General features: G+C 65.5%; 15 protein-coding genes. 7 read left to right on the plus strand and 8 right to left on the minus strand.

The window, feature by feature from the left end; translation table 11 throughout:
* The coding region (locus IFT87_RS20195; RefSeq protein WP_206757226.1) for a hypothetical protein at positions 1-216 on the minus strand (216 nt) is incomplete at its 3' end.
* Between the two features lie 30 nt (positions 217-246).
* Between IFT87_RS20195 and IFT87_RS08510 the strand changes: the two genes are divergently transcribed.
* Positions 247-1,071, plus strand: a complete 825-nt coding sequence (locus IFT87_RS08510; protein WP_052149411.1) for a Crp/Fnr family transcriptional regulator — start codon at positions 247-249, stop codon at positions 1,069-1,071.
* Between the two features lie 178 nt (positions 1,072-1,249).
* Here the strand turns inward: IFT87_RS08510 and IFT87_RS08515 are convergent, their stop codons facing one another.
* Entirely contained in the window at positions 1,250-4,084 is a 2,835-nt protein-coding gene (locus IFT87_RS08515; RefSeq protein ID WP_249403281.1) for a TonB-dependent receptor, read from the minus strand.
* An 873-nt stretch (positions 4,085-4,957) separates the two neighbouring features.
* On the opposite strand from IFT87_RS08515, the gene IFT87_RS08520 reads away from it, so the two are divergent.
* The 4 genes from IFT87_RS08520 (at position 4,958) to IFT87_RS08535 (ending at position 8,487) form a co-directional block, all read left to right on the plus strand.
* Positions 4,958-5,608, plus strand: coding sequence for a carbonic anhydrase (locus IFT87_RS08520; protein ID WP_031394264.1), 651 nt, complete (start codon positions 4,958-4,960; stop codon positions 5,606-5,608).
* A 170-nt stretch (positions 5,609-5,778) separates the two neighbouring features.
* Complete coding sequence (locus IFT87_RS08525; protein WP_192008219.1) at positions 5,779-6,579, plus strand: class I SAM-dependent methyltransferase; 801 nt, start codon at positions 5,779-5,781, stop codon at positions 6,577-6,579.
* A gap of 70 nt (positions 6,580-6,649) precedes the next feature.
* Positions 6,650-7,708 (plus strand): sensor histidine kinase, encoded by a 1,059-nt coding sequence (locus IFT87_RS08530; RefSeq protein ID WP_037533299.1) that lies wholly within the window; start codon positions 6,650-6,652, stop codon positions 7,706-7,708.
* Positions 7,709-7,794: 86 nt separating this feature from the next.
* Positions 7,795-8,487: a dienelactone hydrolase family protein gene (locus IFT87_RS08535; RefSeq protein WP_249403282.1), complete on the plus strand. Its 693-nt coding sequence runs from the start codon at positions 7,795-7,797 to the stop codon at positions 8,485-8,487.
* Positions 8,488-8,541: 54 nt separating this feature from the next.
* Here IFT87_RS08535 and IFT87_RS08540 read toward each other — a convergent pair whose 3' ends face one another.
* A complete protein-coding gene (locus tag IFT87_RS08540) occupies positions 8,542-9,438 on the minus strand; it encodes an ROK family protein (RefSeq protein WP_031440373.1) in 897 nt (298 codons plus the stop codon).
* 71 nt (positions 9,439-9,509) lie between these two features.
* Positions 9,510-10,739 carry an ROK family transcriptional regulator gene (locus IFT87_RS08545; protein WP_042466987.1) on the minus strand — a complete coding sequence of 410 codons (1,230 nt, stop codon included), beginning with the start codon at positions 10,737-10,739 and terminating at the stop codon, positions 9,510-9,512.
* A gap of 263 nt (positions 10,740-11,002) precedes the next feature.
* Here IFT87_RS08545 and IFT87_RS08550 point away from each other — a divergent pair, with 263 nt between their 5' ends.
* Complete coding sequence (locus IFT87_RS08550) at positions 11,003-11,512, plus strand: DUF697 domain-containing protein (protein WP_052149412.1); 510 nt, start codon at positions 11,003-11,005, stop codon at positions 11,510-11,512.
* A 38-nt stretch (positions 11,513-11,550) separates the two neighbouring features.
* Complete coding sequence (locus IFT87_RS08555) at positions 11,551-11,847, plus strand: hypothetical protein (protein WP_031393817.1); 297 nt, start codon at positions 11,551-11,553, stop codon at positions 11,845-11,847.
* A gap of 69 nt (positions 11,848-11,916) precedes the next feature.
* On the opposite strand, the gene IFT87_RS08560 is transcribed toward IFT87_RS08555, so the two are convergent.
* From IFT87_RS08560 to IFT87_RS08575, 4 genes are all read right to left on the minus strand, one after another.
* Positions 11,917-12,867 carry a D-alanyl-D-alanine carboxypeptidase family protein gene (locus tag IFT87_RS08560; RefSeq protein WP_244649069.1) on the minus strand — a complete coding sequence of 317 codons (951 nt, stop codon included), beginning with the start codon at positions 12,865-12,867 and terminating at the stop codon, positions 11,917-11,919.
* Between the two features lie 5 nt (positions 12,868-12,872).
* Entirely contained in the window at positions 12,873-13,226 is a 354-nt protein-coding gene (locus IFT87_RS08565; RefSeq protein WP_084215397.1) for a hypothetical protein, read from the minus strand.
* A gap of 11 nt (positions 13,227-13,237) precedes the next feature.
* Complete coding sequence (locus IFT87_RS08570; protein WP_249403283.1) at positions 13,238-14,815, minus strand: L,D-transpeptidase family protein; 1,578 nt, start codon at positions 14,813-14,815, stop codon at positions 13,238-13,240.
* Positions 14,816-14,960: 145 nt separating this feature from the next.
* Positions 14,961-16,592, minus strand: a complete 1,632-nt coding sequence (locus IFT87_RS08575; protein WP_037533334.1) for a M28 family peptidase — start codon at positions 16,590-16,592, stop codon at positions 14,961-14,963.
* Positions 16,593-16,632: the final 40 nt, after the last annotated feature.

The raw sequence follows: 16,632 nt of genomic DNA on the forward strand, positions 1-16,632 counted from the left end.
AATCCCGTCAAACGCAAATTTCACTTTTATGGCAATTTTTGCGAACTGGCGCGTTCTGCGCCCCCGACGGCGCGGAACAGGGTTGGCGATAATCGTACGATCCCGGCCGCAGGAACGACGCGATCCAGCTGCGTTGCCACTGAGCGGGATCAGGATATTCCATAAGTCGAGCGATTCGAACGGTGAGCCGAGCGCATCACACCCTTCCCCGGTCATCCACCGCAGAGGCGTTCTCGTTCCTGCTTGATGACCAGCGTCTTATCCGAACATCGCCCCGGCAGCACCTCAGGCCCACGCACGTCTTTTGCGACGCGGAGTCCCGCGGCGGACAAGCTCGTCCAGAAGCTGCGCGACCGGCATCCCCTGTCGACTGCGGAGGAGGTCGCGCTTAACACGTTGCTTGCGGCCAAGGCCGGGCCGATTTCCGGTCGGACGGTGTTGCTCGACCGGGGGATGCAGCCAAGCGGGATCCATGTCCTGCTTGACGGCTGGGCGTGCCGCTACACGATGCTCGTCGATGGGCGCCGTCGGATCGTCGCCTTTTATCTCCCGGGCGATGTCTGTGACTTCGACGTCTTCCTGCTGGCGGGGATGGACCAGACGATCGCCGCGATCACCCCTGCACGCGTTGCGGTGGTCGATGCCCCGATGCTAGCCGTGCTTGCCATCGACCACCCGCCCCTGACGCAGGCCCTGTGGTGGGAATCGCTGACCGCCGCCGCGATCCAGCGCGCCTGGACGCTCAATGTCGGGCAACGCAGTGCCAAACAGCGAATCGCACATCTGTTGTGCGAGCTATATCTGCGAATGGACCGGGTTGGGCTGGTGCAGGACGGCAGCTGTGCGCTGCCGTTGACCCAGTTTCATCTGGGGGATGCCTGTGCGCTGACGTCCATCCACACCAATCGTGCGCTTCAAGAGCTGCGCCGTGACGGCTTGCTGTCGCTCGAGGCCCGACGCCTGACGATCCACGACTGGCCGGCGCTGGTCGATCTGGCCGCGTTCGACCCCGCCTATCTCCAACTGTCCAAAGAGCCTGGCACGTCCGGCGATCGTGCGGCCCTTGGCTAAATAGCGACCCGGGTGGCGGTCGGCTTCTTCATAGAGGTCCAGCAAAGGCGGGGTTGCCGCTCCGGCGCGCCACGCCACCCCGTTAAGCCATGAACGCCCGCTCGCCACAGAGCCGTCTGCAGACAGGCGGTCTCCGGGCGAGCGAGACTAGGCGCGGCCTATCTAGCGGCCGCCAGACCTACAGCCGGAAGGACAGCGACGCGACATAGGTCCGCCCGTTCTTGTAGAAGGCCGTGGGCCGATCGGGCGTCGCGTTATACTGGCGATAGGTCTCGTCGAGCAGGTTCTGCGCGTTGAGCGACAGCGTGACCTGCTTGGTCAGATTGAACCCTGCCGACAGATCGAGCTGGTTATACGCGGCGACCATTTCGCGCGAGCCGAGACGGCCAATCGTGCGGAAATACTTCGTCCGGTAATTGTAGCTCAACCGCGCCTGGAACGGTCCGCTTTCGAAATAGGGGATCACGTTGACGGTGTGCTTCGACAGATAGGGAAGGTTGAGATCGGCGCCCGACGCGTCGGTCGAGGAGGTCGTGCTGTCCTGATAGGTATAATTCGCTTGGAGCCCGAACCCGCCCCAGATCTCGCTCTGCCCGGAAACGAGGATCCCGTTCACCTTCGCCTTGCCGCCGTTGATCGGCTGCGAAACGCTGTAATTGTTCTCCAGCCGCCCGGTCAGCGAATTGAACAGCGTCACCCCCTCGGTCCGGGTCGTGATGATGTAGTTGCTGATGTCGCGACGGAAGGCCTCGACCGCGAGCAGGCTGCCCGGACGCGGGTAGAATTCCGCGGTCAGCTCGTAATTGGTCGACTCATACGGCTTCAGATTGGGATTGCCGCCACCCGCATCGCGCGTCGTATCGTTTTGCGAGATCGATGCCGCCAGATCCTGATAGCGTGGCCGCGAGATCACCTTGGCGACCGCACCGCGGAAGATAAGCGACGAACTCGCCTCATAGGCAATATTGAAACTCGGCAGGAACTTCAGATAGTCGGTCGATGTCGTCGTCGGGGTCGGCACGGGGTTGGGGTTGGCCGCGGTCGACAGCGTCAGCGCATAGTCCGACACGTCCTTGGTATAGACCAGCCGGCCGCCGATATTGCCGCGAAAGCCGCTCTGCTCGAAATTGAGCTGCGCATAGCTCGCCGCGACGGTTTCCTTGACCCGGGTTGACGCGCCGATCTTGCGGATCAGCGGCGAATTGATCGCATTCGCCAGGATGTCGATCACCGACTGTTCGGACAGGTTCAGATACTGAGTCGCGTTGCCCAACCCGCCGCTGCCGCTGAATGTGCCGTCCGGGGTCGACGCAGTCGGCACGTTGAGCTGCGATGCGAGCTGGGACGTGGTGAGATAGGTGTTGATGCCGCGGCCGTCGATGCGGTTGACATGGTCGGTGACGCGCGCGCCGAGCATCAGCTGCGTGAACGGCCCGAACGAAACCGGGATCGTCGCATCATAGCCGCCGAAGATGTCGCGATCGGTCGTCACGCTATAATCGAGTCCGCCGATCTGCGCGGCGTTCAACTGCGCGCCGCCGACCAGCACCGGGCTGCCCTCGATCTGTGCGGGATTGTTGTTCGGGTTGGTGAAGTAGTTTGCAGGGTTGGTCGGGTCGCCGGTGAAGTTGACCGTCGCCGTATCGTTGGTGAAGGCATAGCTGAACGGCAGTCTGGTCTGCACGTTGAACAGATATTCGGGATTGCGCCCGCCCCTCGCCCGGCTCCAGCCACCCGCGAACGACACCTTGGCGCCGTCATCGCCTTCCCAATCCGCGAACAGGTTCAGATTATCGGTGGTCAGCTTGGTCTTGCGGACGAGCGTGTCGAGCTGCGCGCTCTGGCTCGTGGCAGCACCGAAGGTCGCGGCGTTGACGACCCCGTTGCTGATATTGGCCGACTGCAGCACGTTACCCGTCCAGGCCCCGGGAATGGTGTACATCGACTGGCTGTAATTGTCGTAATTGCCGTTGATGTGCAGGCCGTTGAGCGTCAGCGTCAGCTCCGAGCTGGGGCGGTACTGCACGGTGCCGGACACGCTCTTGCGCTCGCGCGTCTGCTGGAAATAGGCATAGTTGATGCCGAACGGCGAAGCGGCCTTGTAGAGATCCGCAATTGTTCCGCCGGTGATGGTCGCACCCGGGCTCTTCAGGCTGAGCGTGCCGTCCTGCGCGCGGTTGACGAACGGGCTGTTATAGGTGCCGTCCGCATTCGCCGCGGCATTGTCATAGCCGAAGAATTCCACGCCGGCGCGCGTCAGGCTCTGCTTGTCATAGGTCGCGGCGACCAACACACCGAACGTCTCCGCATCGTTTTTCCAGCTGTACAGCCCCGAGCCGCGGACATTGCCCTTGTCCGAACGGTCGTTGTACGAATAGCCGCCCGACGCGAAAATCGAATTGGCCTTGAGCTCGAGCGGCCGGCGGGTGCGGACGATGACGGTGCCGCCAAGGCTACCCTCCTCGATCCGCGGCTCGGGCGACTTGTACACCTCCAGCCGGTCGACGAGTTCGGGCGCGAGCAACGAATAGTTGAAGGTGCGGCTCGACGGGTCATTGTCGTTGCCGCCCCAATCCGCCGACGCGAGCGCATGACCGTCGAGCAGCATCCGGTTCAGCGCGGGATCGGTACCAAGGATGGCGACCTTCTCGCCCTCGCCGAAGCGCCGATCGATGCTCACGCCCGGGATGTGCGACAGCGATTCAGCGACGTTGCGGTCGGGAAACTTGCCGATCGCTTCGGCGCTAATCACGTCGACCACGGCATTGGCCTCGCGCTTGACCGCGATCGCGCTGCGCAGGCTGCCGCGGATACCGGTGACGACGATGTCGCTGTCCGCGTCTCCCGAGGGGGCGGCCTGCGTGGGGGGTGTCTGCGCGGATGCGGGCTGCTCGGCGGCGGCTGGCGGGGCCGACGACGGCGCGGTCTGTGCACCCGCAGGCGCGATCAGCCCGGCGATCGCGCTGGCGACCACGCCGGTGGATGCGAGCAACATCTGCTTAGGAAAAACCATTGGTCAAAGCCCCTTTTCATAGGCGCCATCGCGCCATCCCGATGCAGCCCATGCCTGCACCCGTAAATCCCGCGAATCGCCCGGTATTCTTTTGGTAGCCAGGTCGATGTCTAGGCGCCGCTACCTATATCAAATTCATTTTCCGAATCTAATGCGAAAATTACCTTTTTATCACCAATTCTGGGAGGGACGCATTCCAGTCCGGCGGTTGCCTCGTGGCTGCGGACCTGACCCCAGCGAGACCCGGGCCAAGTCCGTTCGACAAGGCAAGACGCGTCAGCGCATCAATTTGCCAAGATACTCCACGTTTCGGAAGATGGTGTCAGTCGCGAGCCGAAGACACATTCCTTTGCCCGTCGAGGGACTCGCCCACGCTTACTGACAGGCGCTAGCGCATCATGACCCCGGCAACTGACGCCAAGATCGACCGCAGCGGATCTAATACTCGCTTAGGCTCGCGAGGTATCCGTTGGCGAACCCCGAATAAGGGCAACACTCCGTACCAATATAGGATGTTTGCGGCGTCCACTGAGCCATGCGGTTTGTGCGCGGCGGGTGTCGCTACCAGCCCCAGCGAAAGCGCTGATCAGGCGAGCGCAAAATATCCTCGTAGCGCAATGCTGCGCGCGGCAGCGCCCTGTCCATGGCGCCGGAGCCCCTGCCCATGGCATAGGGCCTGACCAACCCCATGGTCGCGCAATTCCTCCGTGCGGGGGGCGTGCCTACGATTCCCCCGTACCTGCGCCACTCGCGGGGCAGATCGCTCGCCCTATCGCAGGATCGGCAGTGTTGCGGGCTTCCCGGGGAACCGCTCGCATGACAAGGGGTTTCTGAAATTGGCCGTTTTGGCCGTATCCCGGGAGACGATACACAATGACTGATTTTGCCGATCTTGTAGATGGATACCAGCGGTTTCGGACGTCCGACTGGCGCCGCCAGCATGACCGTTGGGAGAAATTGAAAGTCGGACAGGAACCGCGCGTCATGGTGATCGCCTGTTCGGACAGCCGGGTCGAACCCGCGCAGATCTTCGACACGTTGCCTGGTGAGATGTTCGTCGTCCGCAACGTCGCCAACCTCGTTCCGCCGTTCGAGACGGGCGGCGGCTATCACGGCGTTTCTGCCGCGGTGGAATTTGCGGTCACGCAGCTCAAGGTCGGCGAGATCGTCGTACTCGGCCATGGCCAGTGCGGCGGCTGCAAGGCGGCGCTCGCAGGCACGTTCGACAAGGCAGAGCGCGGCCAGGGTGGCTTCATCAGTGACTGGGTGCATCTGCTCGATGGCGCACGCGAGTCCGTCGCCAAGGATCATGCCGATCTGAAGTCTGAAGAGGCTCGCGAGGCGATGGAGCAGGCTGCCGTTCGGACGTCGATTGAAAATCTGCGGACCTTCCCGTTCGTCCGCGATGCAGAGGCTGCCGGCGATCTCGAGATCCGCGGCGCGGTGTTTGCGATCGACGACGGCATTCTACGCGTGATGGACGAGGATGGCGGGTTCACGCCGGCTCAGCCCCGCGCGGACTGATGCCGAGGCCGGGCCGGCGAAAGTCTCGTCGGCCCGGCGCATCTTTACTTCAAACCTTATCAGCTGGCCGCTGCGAGCTCTCGCAAATGGTCAGGGGAAACCGAGACTGTAGGCGGGTTGCGGCCCGTCAGATTAGGGCGCTATGTTGCTGGCTTCTGACTGGAGGTCCTATGACGCGCCTTGCCTTGGTTATCGCTGCCGGCCTGTCGGCCGCCACAGCGGCGTATGCCGCACCCGATCCCGCGCCGAGCGCCGCTCTCGTCGCGGCGACCAAAGCCGGGACGCGAACGCCCGCGACGATCGAGCGCGACGCTTTCCGCCACCCCGCCCAGACGCTGGCGTTTTTCGGTGTGAAGCCTGGTGACACGGTCGTCGAGATCTGGCCCAGCGGCGGCTGGTATACCGAGATCCTTGCGCCCTATCTCGCGGCCCGCGGCACGCTTTATGCCGCTGCGCCGAGCGAGAAGGGTCTCGCAGCTGTCCGGGCCAAGCGCCAGGCGATGCCCGAAGCCTATCGCGCGCTGCGCTATGCCATGTTCCCGGCAGTCGCTGGCCAGCCGACCGTTCCCGCAGGCTCGGCGGACGTCGTGCTGACCTTCCGCAACGTGCACAACTGGCGGTTCGGGGCCGCCGATCAGACCCAGGCCGCGTTCGACCAGATGTTCGCGATGCTCAAGCCCGGCGGCACGCTTGGCCTTGTCGAACACCATCTGCCCGAAGCGTCGGGCAAGATCGAGGAAGGCAAGAGCGGCTATATGAAGCGGTCTTCGGTCATCGCCTATGCCACCAAGGCAGGATTCAAGCTGGCAGGCGAGAGCGCGGTGAATGCGAACCCGAAGGATACGCATGACTATCCCAAGGGCGTGTGGACCCTGCCGCCCAATTACGCCGAGGGCGATGTTGGCCGCGCGCGCTATGCCGCGATCGGCGAAAGCGACCGGATGACGCTCAAGTTCGTCAAACCCCGTTGATCGCCGCGCAGAGTGTCACCCGCCGCATCCAAGATTTGGAAGCGGCGGGCTACACTGTTACGACACCCGTGTGACCGCCACCCCACTCCGTTTCCTCGAACGTCTGCCGCTGCTATGGGATCGCCGCGCCATCGCGTACGGCGTTGCGGTCGCCCTCTCCATCGCTGCCTGCGCGATCCGGATCGGCGTCGATCACCTGCTGCCGCCCGGTTTTCCGTTCCTGACCTTCTTCCCGGCGGTCATCATCTCGTCCTTCCTGCTCGGGCGCGGTCCCGGTTCGGCGGCTGCGCTGCTGTGCGGTGTGCTGGCCTGGTATTATTTCATCGCGCCACGCCAAGGGTTCACACTCGGCGTCGATACCGCGGTGGCACTGCTCTTCTATGCTGCTGTTGCTGCCGTCGACATCGCGCTGGTCCACTGGATGCAGCAGGCCAATCACCAGCTGCGCGACGAGCGCGAACGCAACGCCGACCTTGCGCTGCGCAGCGGGCTGCTGGCTGATCGGACAGAGGTGCTGTTCCGCGAATTGCAGCACCGCGTATCGAATAACCTCCAGATGATCGGGGCCGTCCTGGCGTTGCAGAAGCGCGGTATCGCCGACCCCGCCGCGGCTCTCGCGCTCGACAATGCAGCGACCAAGATCACGCTGATCGGCCGGATCCAGCGGCAGCTCTACGATACCAGCGGATCGCTGATCGCGCTCGACCAGTTCCTGCACCAACTGACTGCCGACGTGATCGAGGCGGGCGGCAATCCCGGTATCGTCCACTCGGTTTCCGCGCCGCCCGGCGTCATGCTCCCCCCCGACGCGCTGATCCCCGTTGCGCTGATCATGGCGGAGGCGATCGCCAACGCGATCGAGCATGGGCTGGTGGGACGCGATCATGGCAGCATCCGGGTCGATCTCGTCCAGACCGCCACCGGGTTGCAGCTTTGCGTGACCGACGACGGCGCCGGACTGCCCGAGGGATTCGACACGCGCGGCTCGACGAGTCTCGGCCTGAAGATCGCCACTACGCTAGCGCGCCAGCTCGGTGGCAGCTTCGACGTCAGAAGCGCCGAGCCGGTCGGCGCACAAAGCGTGCTGACCATTCCCCATTCCCCCGCAGGACAGCCCCCTACCCCATGATCATCCGCAGCGACGAATTCATCGATATCCCTCGGATCGCCAGCGGCACTCCTTCGGATGATGCCATGCCGTCACCAGGCGGCGTCATGCGCACGCACCTGTTCCGTCCCGCGGTCGAGGGGCGCTATCCCGGGGTTCTGCTGTTCTCGGAGATCTACCAGGTTACGGACCCGATCCGCCGGCTTGCTGCCTATGTCGCCGGTCACGGCTTTTGCGTCGCGGTGCCCGAGGTCTATCATGAGTATGAGCGACCCGGGACGGTGCTGCGCTACGACGTGGCCGGCACCGATCGCGGCAACGCGCTGAAGGTCACGAAACCGGTTCACGCCTTCGACGCGGATGCGGTCGCAGCGCTCGACGGCCTTGCTGCGCATCCCGCCTGTACCGGGCGGCTTGCGACGATGGGCGTCTGCCTGGGGGGACATCTCGCCTATCGCGCCGCACTCGATCCCCGCGTTGCAGCGGCTGCATGCTTCTACGCGACCGACATCCACGGCGGAACGCTCGGTGCGGGCAAGCAGGATGATAGTCTGGCGCGCATGGCAGAGCTGAAGGCGGAAACGCTGTTCATCTGGGGGCGGCAGGACCCGCATGTCCCGTTTGCCGCGCGCGAGACGATCCGCGCGCGACTGGAGGCGGTCGGTGCCACTTATGGCTGGCTAGAGGTCAACGGCCAGCACGCGTTTTTGCGTGACGAGGGACCACGCTATGATCCCGCCCTGTTCGCCCAGACGCTGAACGCGGTCATCGCTCTATTTAACCGCACCCTAGCCGGATGACGGCCCACCGCCGGTCAGCCGGCTAGGCGCCTCGCGGGCTCCGACGCAGGAGGCTCAGCGCGGCCACAACCGCGCTGCGCCGCGCACGCCCGAGGAATCACCCCAACGGGCCGGCACCACCTGCCCCTTCCAGTCGCCACCGAAGCTGTAGCGATCGATCACCGCGGGAAGCCGGGCGTAGATCGCCTCGACATTCGACATGCCGCCGCCGAACACGAAGACGTCCGGGTCGACGATATTGGCGATCATCGCCAGCGCGCGTCCGAGCCGATCGACATAGGTGTCGAGCGATGCGACCGCGTCGGCTTCGCCGTGTCGCGCGGCCTCGACGATCGCGGCGCCGTCGAGCATCTTCCCCGACCGCGCGGCATGGTCCTGCCGGAAACCGGTCCCCGATATCAGCATGTCGAGACACCCGTTTTGTCCGCACCAGCATGACGGACCGGGATATTCCGCCGCGGTCATCCACGGAAGCGGGACATGGCCCCATTCGCCGCCCATGCCGTTCGCGCCCTCGACGATGTGCCCGTCGACGACCAGCCCGCCTCCGACGCCGGTCCCGACGATCACCGCAAAGGCGGACCGCGCTCCCGCTGCCGCACCATCGACCGCTTCGGACAGTGCCATGCAATTCGCGTCATTGGCCATCCGGACCTGACGGCCCAGCGCAGTCTCCAGATCCTCGCGAAAGGCGCGGCCGTTGAGGAAGGTGGCGTTCGAGTTGCGCATCAGCCCGTCGCGCGGACTGATCGATCCGGGCGTACCGACCCCGATCGAGCCCATGGCGCCCGCCTCGCTCTCGGCGCGAGCGATCAGCTCGCCGATCGTCCCGATGGCGTCGTCGTAATTTCCCGGGTTCGGGCTGCGCACGCGGGCGAGGAACTGGCCGTCGGCGTCAAGGGCCGCTGCCTCGATCTTCGTGCCGCCGACATCGATACCGATCTGGATCACTGCATCTCTCTCTGACTTTGGTTTGGAGGCACCCTGCCCGCGAGAAAGATAAAGTCAATTTGCTTTAACAATCAGCCCTTAATCAGGATGGCGTCCGACGGCAGGATCCGGTCGAGAAACGGCAGGATCGCAGCGCCCACGGCGGGCGCATCGCGCGATAGTGTGGCGCGCCGGATCGGTGCACGGGCCGGGATCGTCGGCGCCGCCGCGATCAGCTTGCGCGTCGTTTCCGACGCCAGTCGGTCTAGCACCGTATCGGGCAGGCGTCCGCCGATCAGCACCGCGGCCGGATTGATCAGGCAGTTGACGGCGGTCAACGCGGGCACGAGCGCGCTCGCGCACTCGTCGACCCATGCATCAAGTGTCGCGCCGAACTGTTCGGCAACGTCCAGCGCCGGGTCGAACGGCGTGGTCAAGCCAGCCTGTTCAAGCCGCGCGGCGAGCGCGGACAAGGACACCACGTCCTGAAGCACCTGTCCCGGCATGCCCGCCAGCGGCAGAAAGCCGAGCTCCCCGCTGCGGGCGTCGGCGCCGCGATAATAGGATCCGTCGATGACGACCCCGCCCCCAAGCCCTGCGCTGACCAGAATGTAGAAGAAGCTCGCATGGTCGAGCCCGCCACCGAACTGCGCCTCGCCGATCGCCGCCGCCGCCGCGTCATTATCGATATGGACCGACCAGGGAACGACACCGGCGAGCAGCGCCTGGAGGTCGACAGCACCCCAGCATTCATAGCCCGCCGGACGATGCGGCAACGCCACCTGCCCCAGATCGTCGGGCAGTGCCACGCCGACGCCGAGGATGCGATCGGCGCGCAGCACGTCCGATCGCCGGATTTCCGCGATCTCCTTGCCGACGATACCAATGATGTCGTCGGGCATCGCGAACGCGATCTGCTGTGTGAACCGGGACCGGACCTGCCCCGCCAGATCGAGCGATACGAGCGTGACGTGATCACGGTCGATGTTCAGCCCGATCGCAAAGCATCCATCGGGGTTGATCCGCAATCGCACCGCCGGCTGGCCGCGTCCGCCCTTGCGGCGCCCGGCATCGACGATGAGATCGGCCTCGAACAGGCGCCCGGTGATATTCGCGATCGTTGGCGCGGTGAGGTTGGTCATCGTCGCGATCTCGGTCCGGGTGATGTCCGGGTTTCGACGGATCACCTGAAGCACGACGCGCTGGTTATAGTCGCCGGCCCGTTCGAGATTGGTGCCCGACAGGCTTGGGCCGAGCCGCACCGCGCGTTCCTCCGCAGTCACCCCGCCACCGGCATGCGGCTCGAAATCCGAGAAATCCACGGCTTGCTCCCTCCCCGGAACGTCGAGGCGCGCGTCGATGTGACTTCGCGCACCGCCCCGTCAGTCGTGCGTGCCGACGGCCCCAAATGCGATCCTATAGTCCGACATCCACCTCAACCGGTCAATTGAATATGCCAAGTTGGTTATATCTCCGCACCGGCCCGGCACGGCAGCCTGCATCCGGCAGCGAACAGGCGACGTCGCGCAGTTTCAAAGCGTGTGGTATCGCGCCGCAATTCAACCATTTGGAAAGATCGACATCGATGATTACACGGCTCGAAGATCTGGAGCGGGTCCGCGCCGAAAGCCGGTCGCTTGTCACCCGGCGATCCTTGATGTCGGCGGGCGCCGCAGTCGTACCGATTCCGGGCGTCGACCTGGTCGCGGATGTCGGCCTGTTGACGACCCTGCTGCCGAAGATCAGCGAAATGTTCCAGCTCGATCACGAGCAGGTGCAAAAGCTCGAGCCGCATCTCGCGCAGCAGGTTCTGGTGATGGCGTCGAGCATGGGCAATAACGTGATCGGGCGCATGGTCACCAAGCGGGTCGTAGCGGCGCTGCTGCGGCGCGTCGGTGCGCGGGTCGCGGCGGGATCGCTTGCCAAATATGTACCGTTCGTCGGTTCAGCCTTTGCCGCCACGATCAGCTTCGGGGCGATGAAGCTGGTCGGCAACGCGCATATCGAGGATTGCTACAAGACGGCGCTGGCCTTGCTGCCCGCGTCGGGGCAAATCGCTCCGGTCTCGACCCCGGCGGGCGGTATCGCACGCTGACCCCGGCGCACGCAGCGCCCCACGAACAGGACCGACACATGGCGAAACAATATTGGGCACAGTTGATCGACTTCGAAGAGGAGATGCAGTCCGCGTGCATCTCCGGCGCGACCGATCACGAGGATGCCGCCGAGACGCTCATCTCCGACTTCGTCGGGCAGATGGGTGGAGAAATCACCAAGGGCGCTGTGCGCGTCTGGGTACAGGGCGAAAACCGCGAGAAGGTCTATGACTGGACCGTCGACCTGATCATCCCAGAGGATGACGGCACGCACGGCGGCGAAGATGAAGAGATCGAGGTCGAGGCCGAGATCGAGTTGATCGAACGCACCTGACGCCCCCGCGCCAATCAGGCACCCCGTGCGCCGTGGCGTACGGGGTGCCCTGGCTTGAGCCGCAACAGATTAGCTCGGGGCGCCCTCGCCGCCGTTGAACCCGCGCTCGAGAATCTGTGCGACGAGCCGATCGCGTGAGCGCGCGGTTCGCTCTCCCAGGACGACGGCGATCAGTCGGCGGTTGCCGCGCTTGGCCGATGCCGCCAGATTGAACCCCGCCTCGACCGTATAGCCGGTCTTGATGCCGTCGAGCCCGTCAAAGGCGCCGAGCATGTGATTGTGGTTCTGCAACTGCCGTCCAGCCCAGCGAAACGACCGGGTGCTGAAATAGGCATAGCGATCCGCATGCTGGTCGATCAGTGCCTTGGACAACATGGCCATGTCGGTCGCGGTCGTGAGATTGGCGCCGGGCAATCCGGTGACGTTGGTGAACGACGTCCGCCGCATGCCGAGCGTCCGCGCCTTTGCGGTCATCCGCCGCGCGAAGCCGGCTTCGCTGCCACCCAGTTTTTCGGAAAGCGCTACCGCCACGTCATTGGCCGAACTCACCGCGATCGCCCGGATGGCTTCGCCGACGGTCAGCCCGGCACCGGGTCGCAGACCGAGCCGTGACGGCGGCTGGTTCGCCGCGGCCCGCGAGAATTTGACGGTGTCGGACAGCTGCAGCTTGTTCGCGTCGAGCGCGTCGAACGCCAGGAACAACGTCATCATCTTGGTCAGCGACGCGGGTCGACGGACCAGATTGGCCCCTTGCGCATATAATACCCGGCCATCGCGCGCATCGATCAGGATGGCCGACACCGTCCGCGCCGCCGCCGGCGATGGCGCGGCGAGCACCGGTTCCGCCAAAGCCGGAACCGCCATTGCCGTCCCGGGAATCGCCGCCAGCGGAACCGGCGCGGCGCGGCTCGCCACGCCGGCGGGCGACGCCGTCGATACCGCAGACGACATGGGCAGAACCAGCGTGGCCAGCGCCGCCAGCACGGCCGGGATACGGCGCTGATAGGCGCCGGTCGGCATCGGCCTCACTGCGGCTCCATCTCGTTCGTGGCGGGCACGTCATCGGCGGGTTCGCTCGCGATGCTGCCGTCGCGGCGGACGCGCGCAGTCATGCCGGTCGCATCGGCATCGTCCTGCATCTGAACGTCCGGCCCGATTTCCGGAGCGGGCGGGGCCTCGGCTTTCACCTCTGCAGGGGCGGGCGCAGGCGCTTCCTCGACCACCGCCGGCGCCTCGGCCTCGGCGGGGGCCTCGTCCTCATACGCGCTGTTTTCGGTCACGGGTGCGGTGTCCGGCTCGGACGGGGAACAGCCGCCGAGCGCGGTCGCCAACAGGCTCGCGCCGAGCGCGAAGCGGATCGCATATGCCTTCGTCGTCATGGTCATGTCCCTCATCGTGCTGCCATCGCCTGCGCCGCCGACCGTGCCTCGATCTTGGAGGCCAGTGTCGAATCCCAGCTATAGGGATCCGCGCGGAAGTTCATCTGGCCGTTACCACTGGCGAATGCCGTCCAATAGAGGAGATAGACCGATACGGGCTTGCTAAGCCGCGCCCGCACCGTAGCGCCCTTATCGACCGTCGCCGCGACCGTCTCGGGGGTCCATTGCGGATCACCCGCCAGCAGGAGGTTGGCAAGCTCGGCGGGCTTTTCGAGCCGGACGCACCCATGACTCGCCAGACGGCTGAAGCTCGCAAACTTCGCGCGTGACGGGGTGTCGTGCAGATACACCGAATAGGGATTGTCGAAATCGAACTTGTACCGCCCCAGCGCGCTCTGCGTACCAGCGGCCTGCTGCAGCCGCGTGCCGCCGATCACCTTGAAGCCGTTGCGCTTCAGGTATCCCGGATTGGCCTTTTCCTTCGGCCAGAGCTCGCGTGTCGCGATCGAGGTCGGGACGTTCCAGGGCGGATTGATCACGACGCTGTGAATCGTCGAGGTCAGCATCGGCGTCTCGTCACCCGGTCGCCCGGTGACCGCGCGCATCGACGTGATCGGCCGGTCGCCGTCGAATACCGTCAGGACCGCGGCGGCGATATTCACCTGAATGCGATCCTTGGGCAGTTCCTGCGGCAGCCAGCGCCAGCGTTCCATGTTCGCCATGATCTGGCGGACGCGATCGGTCGCCGAGACGTTCAGCGCGCCCAGCGTCTGCCCCGACACGATCCCGCTCGGGTTGAGCCCGTAGCGCCGCTGCGCGCGACGTACCCCCTCGAGCAGCGCGGCGTCGAACCGGTCGCCGCCGGCCGATACGTCCTTGTCCTCGACCGCGAGGCGCTGGCGCAGCGCGGTCACGCGTGGGCCCGTCGCGCCGATCGTCATGTCCGGCCCACTCGCCAGCACCGACCAACCGCCCGCCGCCGCGATCGCGCGATAGCGCTCGAGCCCGGCCTTGAGCCCGTCATACCCTGAATAGGGCGGCGGCAACGCGGCGAACCACGCGGCGATCCGGTCACGCTTCACCGCATCGGCAAAGCCCGGCAGCGGATCGAAGGCGGGCGGGCGCATGCCCCAGTCCCGCTGGAAGTCGGCTTCGGACAAGCGCCCGGCATGCACCGCGCGGGCGTGGTCCAGCGCTTCGCGAACCAATGTGTCGTTGTCGACGTCGAGCACAAGCGACGGCCGCGCGAACGCAAGCCCCTGCCCCATCGTGTCCGACGCTAGCAGCTTCTGCAGCTGCTTGACCTGGGCAACGGACAGCACCGGCATACGAACGGTAGGCACCACTGGCGGCACCGCCATGCGCGGCGTCATCGCCTGCGCCGGAAGCGCAGGCTGGCTGGCCGGCGGGTTCGATGGGGCGACGGGCCTTTGCGGCTGGGTCTGGAACAGTTGCGGCGGCACCAGCTGCTCCTGCGCCGCTCGGGCCGAAACGGCGTCGACCGGGAGCAACAGGGCCACCACCGCGGCACCGCTCAGCATCGTGCCGAACCAGGGGGCGTTCGTCTTTGTCTTTGAAAGGCTTTGCATAGCGTCCCTATAGCGATCGCATCCTGCGTCGCACGGGCAATATCGCCCTAGCCTGAATAAAGCCCGGACGACGCGATATTTCCCGCCGCCTCGCCGAATATCGCAGGGCGCAACGCCCCCTTCGGCCTGGGCGCGGCCGTGCCCGTCATTTGCGCGCCGCCCGAGTTGTGTCGCGCTCCGCTGCGAACGGCTCGGACGCGTTCCAGACCGGCCATGCCGTCCCCTCGGCGACCTCGCGGCCTAGCGCATAGGCGACGCTGCCCTCCTGCGCGGCGCCGGTCATGTCCCAGCGTGCATCGAATTCGTCGCAGGTCTGGTGATAGCATCGTGCGTTGAACCGATCGCGCATCGCCTCGCCCGCCTTCGCCCCGCCCGTCACCAGATCGCGGCCCGCGCGGAAATACACTCCCGGCACGCCCTTCTGCGCCAGCGCATAATGGTCCGAGCGGTAATACCAGCCCGCCTCGGTATTCTCCTCGGGCACGATCCGCAGCCCCTGCGCCGCCGCAACCCGCGTGAGGTCACGCTCCATCGGCGTTCGCCCGACGCCGATCAGTTCGAGATCGCGGGTTCGCCCCAGCACGACATGCGGGTCGAGATTGAACTGTGCCGCGGTCGTCGCGAGCGGCAGGACCGGGTGGTCGGCGTACCAGCTTGCACCAAGCAGCCCCTTCTCTTCCGCAGTCCACAGCGCGAACACGACCGAACGCCGCGGCCGGGCGGCGCCCGCATAAGCGTGCGCGATCTCGAGCAGCGTCGCGGTGCCGGTCCCGTTGTCGATCGCGCCGTTGCGGATCCGGTCCGCGGGCGGATCGAACGCGTTCTCCCCATAGGCATCCCAATGCGCGCCATAGAGAATGCTGCCCGCCGCGGGATCGGTGCCCGGAAGAACGCCGACGACATTGTGGCTCGCGACATGTTCCATCCGCGTTTGAACACGCGCCGACAGGGTCGCACCCTTCAATATGATCGCAGCGAAATCGGCGCGCTGTGCGGCAGCCTTCGCCGCGGCATAACCCAGCCCCGCCTGCCGCAGCAGACGGATTCCGATGTCGTTGCGCAGGTTGCCGCGCAGTCCGAACGCCGCAGGCACCGTCCCGGTGTCGAGCGCATAGCCCGGTACCGCGTCGCCGTTCGCGATCTGTAGCCAGGGATAGCTGGCCGGAAACGTCTCGTGGATCGTCAGGAACGCCGCTGCGCCGCGCTTCTGCGCCTCGCTGAGCTTGGTCCGTGCGGCCGGACTTGAGGCCCGTCCCCCAAATCCCAAGTCGCGTCCCGCCTCGACATCGGGATCGCCGGCCAGGGCGACGACGATCTTGCCGCGCACATCGACGCCGCGATACGGATTATAGCCGAGCTTCGGTTCGACCACGCCATAGCCGACAAAAACGATATCGCCATGATCGAGCGCGGTCGTGCCGACGATCCGCGACGATGCCGCGATCTCGATCCCCGGCCGTAATGGCACCGACTGATCGCCGAGATGCAGCGTGAAGGTTGCGGCATCGCGGGTCCAGCGCAGCAGGGGCACACGCTGGCGATAGCTGGCGCCGGCAATGGGTTTCAGCCCGAGTTGCTTGAAGCGTCGCTCGAGGAATTCGAGCGTGACTGCCTCACCCGCTTGGGTAGGCCCGCGCCCGTGGAATGCATCCGCGCTCAGTGTCTTGACGTCCGCCTTGATCCGGTCCGGCGACAGGATGGGCGGCCGTGGATCAGCGGCGATGGCGGCGGGAGTGGCCGAGACGGTGAGCAGCAGCAGCGGCAGGAGGCGTTTCATCGGCATAACCTGCCCGCGATGTGTCACGTGCACAAGCGAA

It is taken from the genome of Sphingomonas sp. CFBP 8765, assembly GCF_014841445.1.
Lineage (GTDB): Bacteria > Pseudomonadota > Alphaproteobacteria > Sphingomonadales > Sphingomonadaceae > Sphingomonas > Sphingomonas aerolata.